Source organism: Desulfobacter sp. UBA2225 (assembly GCF_002348205.1).
Lineage (GTDB): Bacteria > Desulfobacterota > Desulfobacteria > Desulfobacterales > Desulfobacteraceae > Desulfobacter > Desulfobacter postgatei.
Map to the genome: position 1 here is coordinate 1 of NZ_DDYV01000192.1, position 12866 is coordinate 12866.

9 protein-coding genes are annotated in these 12866 nt (G+C 47.0%); all 9 read right to left on the reverse strand.

Features of this window, described 5'->3' with window-relative positions; translation table 11 throughout:
- A partial coding sequence (locus tag B3D59_RS09770; RefSeq protein ID WP_286819394.1) for a DUF4198 domain-containing protein occupies positions 1-751 on the reverse strand: 751 nt, incomplete at its 3' end.
- Positions 752-1043: 292 nt separating this feature from the next.
- Entirely contained in the window at positions 1044-2180 is a 1137-nt protein-coding gene (cfa, locus tag B3D59_RS09775; RefSeq protein ID WP_286819395.1) for a cyclopropane fatty acyl phospholipid synthase, read from the reverse strand.
- A gap of 238 nt (positions 2181-2418) precedes the next feature.
- Positions 2419-4173 (reverse strand): acyl-CoA synthetase, encoded by a 1755-nt coding sequence (locus tag B3D59_RS09780; protein ID WP_286819396.1) that lies wholly within the window; start codon positions 4171-4173, stop codon positions 2419-2421.
- 288 nt (positions 4174-4461) lie between these two features.
- The gene (locus B3D59_RS09785; RefSeq protein ID WP_286819397.1) at positions 4462-6171 is read right to left on the reverse strand and encodes a cache domain-containing protein; all 1710 of its coding nucleotides are present in this window, start codon (positions 6169-6171) and stop codon (positions 4462-4464) included.
- Between the two features lie 155 nt (positions 6172-6326).
- Positions 6327-7757 (reverse strand): pyruvate kinase, encoded by a 1431-nt coding sequence (gene pyk, locus B3D59_RS09790; protein ID WP_286819399.1) that lies wholly within the window; start codon positions 7755-7757, stop codon positions 6327-6329.
- 79 nt (positions 7758-7836) lie between these two features.
- Positions 7837-9105: a DNA polymerase III subunit delta gene (gene holA, locus B3D59_RS09795; protein ID WP_286819400.1), complete on the reverse strand. Its 1269-nt coding sequence runs from the start codon at positions 9103-9105 to the stop codon at positions 7837-7839.
- The gene (gene lgt / locus B3D59_RS09800) at positions 9092-9862 is read right to left on the reverse strand and encodes a prolipoprotein diacylglyceryl transferase (protein ID WP_286819402.1); all 771 of its coding nucleotides are present in this window, start codon (positions 9860-9862) and stop codon (positions 9092-9094) included. The genes holA and lgt overlap by 14 nt, the downstream gene beginning before the upstream one ends.
- A 9-nt stretch (positions 9863-9871) precedes the next feature.
- Complete coding sequence (gene lspA / locus B3D59_RS09805) at positions 9872-10369, reverse strand: signal peptidase II (protein ID WP_286819406.1); 498 nt, start codon at positions 10367-10369, stop codon at positions 9872-9874.
- Positions 10366-12866: isoleucine--tRNA ligase (gene ileS, locus B3D59_RS09810; RefSeq protein WP_286819407.1), on the reverse strand; the 2501-nt coding region annotated here is incomplete at its 5' end. The genes ileS and lspA, both read right to left, overlap by 4 nt.

A 12866-nucleotide genomic window follows, 5' to 3' on the forward strand; every position in this document is an offset into this window, starting at 1 on the left:
CCCAGATTACCGCACCCAACTCAACATCCTTCTCCTGCCCGTCAGCCTTAAGGGTAAAATCAGCTTCATTAAGTGCTGCAAATCCCCACCATCCGGCCTTGGGTGCAGCATAGGTGAATACGCCGTTGGCATCGGCTTTGATGGTCTGGGTCACCATATAATCAGTGGGGGCTTGGGACTTTCCGTCTTCGTTGTAATATTCCACCTCAACTTCTGCATAAGGCACGGCTTTGCCATTTAACTTTACAATACCCTGGAATATATTACCGGCATACTGTGCAAACGGTTTGGACAAAGGAACGATTTCTGTTTTCAGACCGATCTCCTGGTCCCATCCTTCGTCATCACCGAACGCGGTCACTACGGTTTTGGTATAATGAATGATAAAGCAGTCTTCGGCAGATTCCCAGTAGGGCGCGGGCTCCATGTAGAACATGTAAACGCCTGGTTTTTTGATTGTGTAATCTGTTTTCCAGGCGGTGTGATCCATCACTTTTGCCTGTTTCAATGTGCCCAGAAGATCCTGTGCTTCACCGTTGGCGCGCAGGGTAAATACCTTGGGTTTGACAAGTTCCATCCCCACACCTTCAAAGGGATGGGAAAAAGAGGCTGTGATATGGACGGTGCGGTCTTCGTCCTGCATAACCATGTTGTCCGAAGGAATGACCATTCCGTAGTGTGCCTGGACACTTACGGCAGTAAAAATAAGAACAAGAGATATGAGTCCGGATGTGATCAGCGCTTTTTTCATTGTTTTTTTCCTCCTGTGAATCCTTGAAGTGTTAAAAATACGAAATAATATTAAAAACTTAACTTTCAACCTTCTTGGCCGGGTCCGAAAAAATAATGAAATTTAATTTGAACCACAGGCTTCATGCCTGCATTACAAAGTCTCTTTTTGTATCTTAAAAAAAGAATTGAATCAATTGGAAATTTTTAACCGGTTGCTCATGCCCTGCCTGATTAGTGCCTGATCCGACCTGTTTATGACCTCTTTTGAACAGCAAGAATTGCCTGGTTTATCGGCAATTCTTACCGTATAGTCATATAAACAATTCTCCTTCGCTGCGGAACACCCGGTTAATTCCGTTTTTGGAAAATACAATCTGCCACAGCTGATTGCGCCGGGTCCTGAAACTGGCTGCGCAGGAGAGCAGATAATAGGTCCACATGCGGAAAAATCGCATGTCGTATTGGTCTTTGACTAAATTCCAGTTCTTAGTAAAATTTTCATGCCAGGCCATGAGGGTTCTATCATAGTAACGGCCCAGGTTATGCAGGTCTTCCAGAATAAATAATCCTTCTGCGGCTTGGGAGACCTGCCTGGCGGAGGGGACCATGGAATTGGGGAAAATATATGTGTTGATCCAGGGGTCCGTTCCTTTGGCAGAGGTGTTTCCTGCGATGGTGTGCAAAAGAAAAAGCCCGTCATCTTTCAGGCACCGATGAACCACTTTCATAAAGGTTCTGTAATTTTTCCATCCCACGTGTTCAAACATGCCGATGGAAACAATCCGGTCATATTTTTCATTCAAGTTACGGTAGTCGGACAGTTCAATTGTTACCTCAAGGTTTTTGCACTGTTCCCGGGCATATTCTGCCTGCTCTTTTGAAACGGTAATGCCCTTGACTTTTACGCCGTAAGTCTCAGCCGCATATTTTGCGAATCCGCCCCATCCGCACCCGATATCCAGAACTGTTATTCCAGGTTTGAGACCGATTTTTCGACAGATCAGATCCAGCTTTCCGGTCTGGGCGTCATCCAGATTGTCTGCCCGGTGCCAGTATCCGCAAGAATAATTCAGCCCTTTATCCAGCATGATTTTGAAAAGGGAGTTGCCAATATCGTAATGCCTTTGTCCGATGATAAATGCCCGGGTTTTGCTTTGAACATTTATAACCCTGGCTTTGAAAATTTCCCAAAGGAGGGCCGGCTTCATGGACTTTACGTTTTTATCTAACCGGAATTCAAGAATTCGTTTGAAGAATTCATCCAGAGCCTTGCAATCCCACCATCCATCCATATAGCTTTCCCCCAAGGCCAGGGAACCGCCCGAGATGATTCTTTGGTAAAATTGAGGGTTGTTGATTTGAATATCCCAGGGACGATCCCCATTGATCTGGATATCCATTGGTTTTAAGATTGATTTGATAATTTGTTGTGCTCTTTTTCCTTTCATGGTTCTCCTTCCTTTCCGGCCCTGATCCTGCTTTTTGGAAGGAATGCAAGTTCAAAGGGCCAAATGAATGAAAGACCTGGAAAGCCTGTTTAATTATGCAGGCTCAAGGCCTTGGTAATTAACGAGTATGTATTTTGGCATAAAAGAAAGAGGTTTTCAACTTTATTAGAAAGTTCAACGGTGTTGTTGAAAAAAAACAGGCAGCAGGTCTTTTAAAGTCTGCTGCCTGTGACGGTCACTATTTATTTTTGGAACTTAATTCCGGGAACTGATGATAAAAGAATTCAGTTACCTGGCTCTCGGTTTTGCTCTCCTCATTTTCCCGAAGCTCTATACGCCGGATTTTTCCGGAGATGGTTTTGGGCAAAACTTCCACAAATTCGATGATTCTGGGAATCTTAAATTTGGCCAGCACTTCAATGGTGTGTTTGAACAGTTCCAGGGCCAGTTCCTTTGATGGTTTGTGTCCGGGAACCAGGATAACAAATGCTTTTACCAGTTGGTGACGGTTGGGATCCGGCACACCCACTACGGCAGTCTCCATGACGGCCGGGTGCTCAATCAGGGCACTTTCCACCTCAAAGGGACCTACCCGGTAATCACTGGTTTTGATGACATCGTCGGCGCGGCCCACAAACCACCAGTAGCCGTCCTTGTCAAAGGTGGCTTTGTCACCGGTGAAATAGAGTCCGTGTTTAAATGCTTCAGATGTTTTTGCCTCGTTGTTGATATATTCCTGAAACAGTCCAATGGCGCGCCAGTTGGACAGGCGAATCACGATATGGCCGGTGATGTCAGGTTCTGTGATCTCTTTTCCTTCGTCATCGGCGAGAATGACATCGTACATGAATGCGGGATATCCAAAGGACCCCAGGCGCATTTTGCCTTCCATCCAGGGCGGATTGCCGATCATGGCTGTGGATTCTGTCTGGCCGTAAAAATCCCGGATTTCAGTGCCCGTGGCTTTCCGCCACTGGTCAATGACTTCCGGATTCAACGGTTCGCCTGCACTCAACGAGTACTTCAGGACCGAAAAATCATACGCTGCCAGATCAAGGCCCACAAAAGCGCGCCAGGCCGTGGGCGGTGCGCAGAATGAATTGACTTTATATTTGGCCACAAAGCTTAGGTATTTTTTAATATCCAGCGAGGTGAAATTAAACCCTGTGGCTGTACCGCCGACGTTAAGTGGACTGAAAAAGCTGCTCCATGCCCATTTAGCCCACCCGGGCGCACTCAAGTTGTGATGAACGTTTCCGGGTTCAAGCCCAATGATCACGGCTGTTGACAGATGGCCCAAAGGATAGGAGGTCGCGGAATGCCCCACCCGTTTGGGAAGTCCTGTAGTGCCGGAGGTGAAAAAGCAGAAGAGAACATCCTCACGGTTAATGGTTGCAGGTGATGCTTGGGCAGATTCCTTTGCAATCTCAGGATAGGATGTCCACCCCTCTTTAGCACCAAGGATAAGTTTAGCCTTGGGGGTGCATCCGGCCTTAACCAGGGCATCGTCCACAAGGTCAGCCAGACTCTCATGGGCAATAATAACATCCGGCGGATACGCTTCAAAACGGAACTGGATTTCACGTTCGGTCATGGTGGTGGCTGTGGGAACGGCGACAATACCGCCTTTGATGGCAGCAAAAGAGGCAAACCAGGTCTGGGGGACAATGGGCGTCAGCATATAAAGATTGTCGCCTTTCTCAACCCCCTTTTTACGCAGATAATTTAACATCTTGTTCCCGTTTTCAGCCAATTGGGTATATGTATACTTTTCTTCTTCATCTGTATGCAGGTCCGCCCAGATAAGCGCCAACTGGTGCGGGCGCTCTTTGACGTGTATATCTTCGAAAATTTCCTGGGCCCAGTTAAAGGTTTTGGGCAGTTCGGCTGAATTCAGTTTTTTAAAAAATGCTTTTGCCTGGATTTCACGTTGGTCCATATCCTGGATCCCATTGAGTGCCATCACCTCTTTATAAAAGCTTTTCAACGTCATTGGTTCTCTCCCGGTTAAGTTTATTCCACATCCTGTTTTAAGGCCGCACCTGCCTTGCCATCTAAGGCAAAAAACCGCAAGAAAGGGCGGTAATTTAGAAAACTTTCATTTATACCAGGCCGACAGTTTTCTACCAATCGGTTAAAGGCTTAATTTTTATGTCAGTGTATTGTGTGCTGTATTATGGATGAATTTATTCGCAACATGTAGGTTTTAAGCCTACATTGGTATAATTAAATTAATTTGAGGCGATGCAAGCCGTAATTCTCCCCTACCTATTTCTGACAATCACGATAAATCCACCTTTTCATCTTTCATGAGCTTCAGACAGGCGTCCACAGAAGGAGCATGATATCGAATTCCCCGACCATTGCGTATCTCCTCCAGTGCTGCGTTCATGCCCAGAGACGGCCTGTAGGGACGGTGCGATGATATGGCCTCCACCACATCGGCAACTGTCAGTATTTTTGATTCAAGAAGAATTTCCTTATCGGTCAAATTCCTGGGATAACCCGAACCGTCAAGATATTCGTGGTGCTGGTATACCATTTCCGCAACCGGCCATGGGAAATGAATATTTTTCAAGATATCGTACCCCACCTGGGGATGGCATTTGATTATTTCATGCTCCTCGTGGGACAACATGGTCGGTTTAGACAGGAATTCCGACGGCAGGGCAATTTTGCCGATATCATGCAAAAGTGCGGCAAAGTGAAGTCCTTCAATCTGATGATCTGAAAGTCCAAGTTCTCGTGCAATGGCACAGGCCAATCGGTCAACCCGTGTCTGATGGCCGGCAGTGTAAGGATCACGTTTTTCCCCAGCGTAGGCCAACGACTTTACCGTCTCCTCAAGGTTTGCGTGTAGGACGTCTCGACTCTTTTTAAGCTCTTCCATGGCTTTTTTTCGGTCCGTGATGTCCCGGGTCACCCCTCTGTAGCCCAAAAACCCGCCGTTTTCCGAAAAAACCGGCAGGGCATTGTTTTCGACAACCACATTCTCGCCGTTTTTTTTCTGGCATGTAGTTTCAAATCCTTTAAATGGCTTTTGGCGGCCAAGCAGAGTTTCGAAGGTTTCCTGATACAGATCCTTTAAATCTATGGGCACGAAATCCATCATGGTTTTGTGCATTGTCTCTTCCGAGGAAAAACCCAGCAACGCCTCCACCCTGGGGCTTGAATAGGTATACTGACCCTTTTCATCGCTTTCCCATATCCAGTCACTGGTGTTTTCCAGAAGGCTGCGAAAGCGCTCTTTGCTTTCTTTCAAAGAAATATTCAGTACGTTTCGTTCAATGAGGGTACGCATCAGTACCCTGTCGGCCTTCATTGTCTGGCGAATGGAATATAGGGACAGGATCAGGACGATGCCCAGAATAGCTGTGGAGATGGCAATAAACCTATTGCGTATGGCGTCGATCTCCGCATAAATGTCACTGAGATACATACCGGTACCCACAATCCAGCCCCACGGTTGAAAGCCTTTGATATATGACTGTTTATCAGTCATTTTGTTGGGATCGTCTTTCCATTGCCACTGATAATCAACATACCCGGCGCCTTTGGTCGCAACCACCTCTTTCCAACTAAAATAAAGCGTTTTGAAACCTGAATCCTGAATCTCCTCAATGTCCTTGTTCACAATATCCGGGCGATACGGATGCAAAATCATCCGTGGCGTCATGTCGGCAATCCAAAAATAATCTTTTTTTTCAGGACCGTACCGGAGTGTACCGATCCGCAGGAGTGCCCGTTTCTGAGCTTCGGCCCGGGTCAGTTCGCCGGAGAGCTCGCGTTCGTGGTAGTTCTCAACCAGGCTCCAGACCGTTTCGGTTAACTCGCGGATCAATTCCTGCTTCCTGCTGATAAAGGTTTGTTCAATATGAGGAAGAAAAATAATAAACATATCTATGACATAAAGAAAAATTGTCAAAAGTGCCGGCACTGCAATTCGCCGTGAGGTGGTCTTGAACATCTTCCGCATGGCTTTTTCCAACATACGACCCGCCTCCCCCAAAAAAAATAAAATAACTGCTTAAATTTATTATTAATATTTTTTCATAAATTTATAACAATGTCAATCTTTCCCAAAGACAAACCAAAGCGCCTCTGAATTTCCTACAAAATAACGCTCCACTTCCCAGAACCGTAAGCTTATTTCTGAATCAAAGCGCATTGGGTGCTGAAATTTTTTGCATTGCTGATCTCAATAAAAGAAGCACCCAGTTCAGGCCCGAAACTGCCGGAAAGCACAATAATCCGGTCGTCATCTTTAAAATTTTGGTCTTCAATTAAACGGCAGATGGAACCTCTAACTGATTCCCTTGGACTTGCCCCCAGAGGTATGTACTCGGAGAATACCCCAAAGGACAAAGAGAGCATGCGCATCACTTTTTTATCGTAAACCTGGGCGAAAATCGGGCTGTCCCCCCGGTAGGCGGCCAGGGCCAAAATGGTTTTTCCGGAAAGAGAATCCGCTACAATTCCTCTGGTATTCAAACGCAGGGAAGATTTTACTGCCGCCTTGGCAAGATAGTCTGTCAGTTTGTCTTTACTTGAATAGGGGACATCAATGAAGGAGCTTCTTTTTTCCTCCACCTCCCGGGCAATCCTGGCCATGGTCAGCACCGCTTGTTCAGGATATTTACCATTGGCCGTCTCACCGGAGAGCATCAACGCGTCAGTATGATCCAGGCAGGCATTGGCCACATCAGAGACTTCGGCCCTTGTGGGCCGTGGTGAATGAATCATGGAATGCAGCATCTGGGTGGCCACAATAACAGGGCGTCTACGTTCTATACAAGTTTGAACAATATCTTTTTGAATCAAGGGAATTTTTTCAGTTGGAATTTCCACGGCTAAATCCCCCCTGGCCACCATCACCCCATAGGCATGTTCCAGAATTTCCAGAAGATTGTCCACCCCCTGGGCATTTTCAATTTTGGCAATGATTTTGATTGAAGATTTTTTCTCATCAAGAATATTTTGAACGGCCAGAACATCATCTTTGTTGCGAACAAAGGAGTGGGCAATAAAATCAAGATCCTGGTCTGCGGCAAATGCAATAAACCCCCTATCTTTTTCGCTTAAAGCCGGCAATTTAACATGAACTGATGGAATATTGACACTTTTTCTGGGGTAAATTACCCCGTCATTTTCCACGAAACAGTTGAGATAGCCGTCCGCCTTCTCTTTCACTTTCAGTGCAATGCATCCGTCATCAATGAGAATGGAAGAACCAACCGGCACATCATCAACAAAATGCGAATAGGATACACAGATCACATCCGCCTTCGAAACTCCGCCAGGCTCTCCTTTGATCCGGATATAATCCCCGGAGACAACGGACAAAGGCTCTTTGGCGTCACAGGTTCTGATCTCAGGGCCTTTGGTGTCTAAAAGGATGCCGATTTTGTCCGACACCTTGCGAGTATTTTCAATAACTTGCCTGGCATCATCATGACTCATATGAGCCGTATTCAAACGCACCACGTTCATTCCGGCCCTATAAAGAGTTTCAATGAATTCCACTGAACAGTTCAGGTTGGATATGGTCGCTACAATTTTGGTTTTACGCCTTTTCAAAGCAAATCTCCTTTTCGGCACAATGCCATGATAAATTTTCTAAGACCCGGCAACGGTATCGCAAGAAAAAAAACAGCATTTATTTGCCGGGCCTGCGGCACAGGACCATAATAAAATTCTCAAGTCCTGTGACCGTATCCCCCCCGGAGGATTTAATACGATAATCAAGATCGGCAAGTGTAGACAATGCGCATGTCAGTTCTTCCAGGGCAAAGTTTTCGGACTTTAAAAAATTCTGAAATATCGGATAAGCATTTTTTGGATTGGGCGCCAGCAAAAGATCATTGGCCGGCAGCTTGCCGGAACGGGTCTCATCTTTATCGTTCCCAACCATAAAAAGGCCCATCTTTTCTTCATCCGCCTTCAGCGCGTTTGCATCCCAATCCATCATTGCAGGCAAAAGCATCTGCTTGAACGCATTGAACTGCATATGTTTTAAAGAAGGTCCCCCTGCCCTGCCCGTATTCAAACCTGTTGTAAAACATTTGATGGCTAAAAGTTTTCTGATCTGGTTTTCAAAAGTTTTTAAAATCTGTAGCGGATGAAACCCGTCGGACAATAAGCCCGATAAGACGGTAAGTGCTGTAGAGACATCCCGGTCCATCACCGCATTGGTCAGGGTAAATATGGGGTCTTTTTTATCCTTGTGCACCACAGCCCCAACATCAGCTACTGAAATCCGGTTTCTGCCCCCGGTATATGTCAGAAGTTTTTCAATTGCATTTGCAAACAACTCCGGATTAAATCCTGTCTGGTCCACAAGCGCTGCAAAGGCATCCGGGGCCATCTGCTTTCCTGTTTTTAACAGCATCTGCCGGCTGATATCCTGCAGCACGGCCTGCTGTTCTTCAATGTCGGCCTTTCTTGCGCCCGTGGCAACACTGCAGTCCACCACCAACCCGTGTTCAAGGATAAGCTTGTATATCTTTTTTCTGCGATCCGGTGTACCCGTGGTAAAGACGAGCACATGATTGTCAGGGATGCCCTCTTCAACAAGACGGATCAAAACTTGAAGATCCTTATCACTGTAGCTGATCTCACCGGCGGACGCTTTTAATACAAAAAGCGGTGCATCTTTTACCGCAATGACTTTTCTGGTTCCAAGAAAAGAAAACGTACCGGCCTGTTCGGCAATCTCTCCCACGGGTGTTGTTTTCCCGTCCAGGAGATCAAAGCCGAACTGTTTTGACTCCCCTTTAAGCAGTATCGGGACAAGGGTATCCAAAGCCTTGCGTACCAGAAAGGATTCCCCGCAAATGAGCACGGTTTTAAGTGTATCGACCTTTGATAAAGCATCAAGAGAGCCTGCAAGGGCCTTGTATGTGACCAGGTTCTTAACGGCTGCCATGCCGGGATCTCAATTTGATGATCATGAATATCAAGGCAATGCAGGAGATCAGCAATCCGATACCCTGGGACAATGACAGAAAATCAAAAAAAAAGTTACCCCTGAAATCCCCCCTGAAAAATTCAATAATTGACCTGAACAGGGAATAGAGCAGGATGTAACTTAAAAAGACCATGCCGTTGAATCGTTTGCGCCGCTGTATGGCCAGAAGAATCAAAAAAAGAACAAAGTTGGAGGCAATCATATAGAGCTGGGTGGGATGCAACGGAGTATTAAGGGGAGCCAAGCTGTCCGGATTCGTAAAGGTCAGGGCAATGGGTAACGTACAGGATTTGCCGTAACAGCATCCGGCAAAAAGACAGCCGAAACGGCCCACGGAGTGACCTAAAGCAAGGCCGGGGGCCAGAACATCAGCGGTTTTCCAGATATCCATTTTTTTGATATGCAAGAATATAATCGTCCCAAGGGCTCCGCCGATAAAGCCCCCGAAAAAAACCAGACCCCCGTTCCATATTTTAAAGATATCAAGAAGATTATCCCGATAATCGTTGAAATTAATAAGCACATAAAGGATACGGGCGCCGGCAAGAGCGCTGAACAATATGGTAAAAAAAAGATCTGATACCATCTGATCCGGAACACCATAAAATTTTGCATTCCGTTTTGTAAACCAGATAGCTGTGATAAAGCCCAGTGCCACGAAAAGGCCATAAGTATAAAGCTTCAGACCGCCGGCCTGAAGAAGGATCGGATGCATGGGTACCTCTTATATTTCAGGCAGTTTGTTGAATACTACGTGGTAAATTAATATGCCCATTCCAATGGTGATCGCTGAATCTGCAATATTAAAGGCCGGCCAGTGAAGGGTGCCGGCATAAAAATCCAGGAAATCAACAACTTTGCCAAACCGGAACCGGTCAATCAGATTCCCTATAGCCCCCCCGAAGATCAGGGCCAGGCCATAGGATAAAAAAGTGTGGGATTGGGCAGTTTTCCGGTAAAGCCAGAGTACAAACAGGGCAACCCCGGAGGATAAAAATAAAAAAATGAATTTTCTGATCCCGGGGGACTGTTCGGCAAAAAAACCGAAAGCGCCCCCGGGATTAAGTACATGGGTGATGTTAAAAAAATTGTCAATCACCGTAATATTGGCGTACAGCGGCAAATGTCTTACAATAAGCCATTTGGTCAGCTGGTCGAGCAAAATAACACAGATACTCACCAGGACAAGCCGCCGCATGGGTGCTGAAAAACCGGCCATCATCCCAGAATGGTTTTAAGGGCCTGGGTGCAGCGGGGACAGGCCGTGGGATGATCCGGATCCGTTCCCAAATTTTCATCAAACCGCCAGCACCGTTCACATTTTTCACCGGAGGCCTTTGCCACCTTTATGGCCAGGCCTTCGATCTCCTTGCCCTGGTAGAGATCCCCGTCAAGGGTCTCCACCATCCGAGCGTTGGACACGATAAAAATGTCATTGAGATCAACATCCAGGAATGCCACCTTGTCTGCAAGGTCGCCCTGGGGCAGTTTAATTTCAACGGCGGCATCCAGGGGGTGGCCGATGAGTTTGGCTGTTCTTGCCTCTTCCAGGGCCTTGGTTACCTCAGCCCGCAATGCCCGGATATTTTCCCACTTGGCTGCAAGTTCCCTGTCTTCAAGAGCATTATCAAGGCTGACCATATCTTCCATGTGAACACTCTCTTTTTTGATCTCTCCCAGGGGCATGTGGGTGTAAATCTCTTCGGCCGTAAAGGGCAGAATCGGTGCCATGATTTTTACCAGGGCGTCCAGTATCATAAACATAACGGTCTGGGCATCTTTACGGGTATCTGAATTTTCGGGACTTGTGTAAACACGATCCTTGATAATATCCAGATAGAAGGATGAGAGATCCACCACACAAAAATTATGCAGGGTGTGATAGATCACATGAAATTCATAGGCATCATAGGCTGCGCGGCACCGTTTTACCACATAATGCAGGCGGTGAAGAATGAACCGATCCAGCTCGGCCATATTTTCAATGGGCCGGACCTGGGACGGTTCAAATCCGGTGAAGTTACCTAAAAGAAACCGGCAGGTGTTTCTGATCCTTCTGTAGGCATCCGAAAGCTGCTTGATGATATTATCGGAAATACTGACATCTCCCCGGTAATCCGCCGAAGCCGCCCAAAGCCGTAACACGTCGGCACCGTATTGGTTGATCACCTTGTCCGGGGCCACAACATTTCCCACGGATTTGGACATCTTATGACCCTTTTCATCCACCACAAACCCGTGGGTAAGCACGGCCTTGTAAGGGGCATGACCGGTTCTGCCCACAGCGGTCAGAAGTGAAGAGTGAAACCAGCCGCGATGCTGGTCAGAACCTTCAAGGTACATGTCCGCCGGACGTTGCAGCCCCTCTCTTTCCTCTAACACGGCGGCATGGCTGACACCTGAATCAAACCACACATCAAGGATGTTCTGATCTTTGGTAAACGTTGTTGAACCGCACTCTTCGCATACCGCACCATCAGGCATCAGATATTGCGCATCTTTTTCAAACCAGATGTCCGAAGAAAATTGAGTAAAAAGTTCATGGATACGGTCCACGGACTCCCGGGTCACATATACCTTTTGACACTTGGTGCAGTGAAATACGGGAATGGGAACCCCCCAGGAACGCTGGCGGGAGAGACACCAGTCCGGCCGATGCTCAATCATGGCATAGATACGCTCCCTGCCCCATGACGGAATCCAATGAACATTATTAATTTCATCAAGGGCTTTTTGCCGCAGTCCCAGGTTATCCATGGAGATAAACCACTGGGGGGTGGCGCGGTAAATGACAGGCTTTTTACAGCGCCAGCAGTGTGGATAGGAATGGGACATGTTTTCCTGCTTAAGCAGCGCCCCTTTTTCTTCCAGCGTTTTATTGATTTCGGCATTGGCCTTAAAAATAAACTGGCCTTCAAACAACTCAACCCCTTGAGAAAATGTGCCGTTATCCTCCACAGGCGAATAGCACTCCAGGCCATAGCGATTGCCTGCAATATGGTCGTCGGCACCGTGGCCCGGGGCCGTATGAACACAGCCGGTTCCAGCCTCAAGGGTGACGTGATCCCCCAGAATAATTAACGAATCCCTGTCATAAAAGGGGTGTTTGCAGTTGCGGTTTTCAAGATCCTTTGCAGACAAATCGGCAATAATGGAATAATCTGATATCCCAAACTCACCCATTACATTTTCCACAAGTTCTTTGGCGATGATCAGGACGCCCTGGTTTTGTGTTTTAACCGCCGCATAAACAAAATCAGGATGCAGGCACACACCCAGGTTGGCCGGCAGGGTCCATGGGGTGGTGGTCCAGATGACAACAGAAACGGTTTCCCCGCCTGCATCAAAAAGATCTTTGGCATTGTCCTCTACAGGGAATTTAACATAAATGGATGGGGAGGTGTGATCGTGGTACTCAATCTCGGCTTCCGCCAGAGCCGTCTCACAGTTGCAGCACCAATAAATGGGTTTTTTACCCAGGAACATATCCCCTGACAGGCCAAATTCTCCACACTCTTTTGCAATGCGTGCCTCATAGGGGTAGTCCATGGTCAGGTAAGGCGCATCCCAATCCCCTGAAACCCCGAAGCGTTTAAACTCTTCTCTCTGGATATCCACAAATGACGCAGCATACTCCCGGCACTCCCGGCGCACCTCCACCGGGGTCATATCCTTTTTCTTGCTGCCCAGCTTTTTGTCCACATTGTGTTCAATGGGCA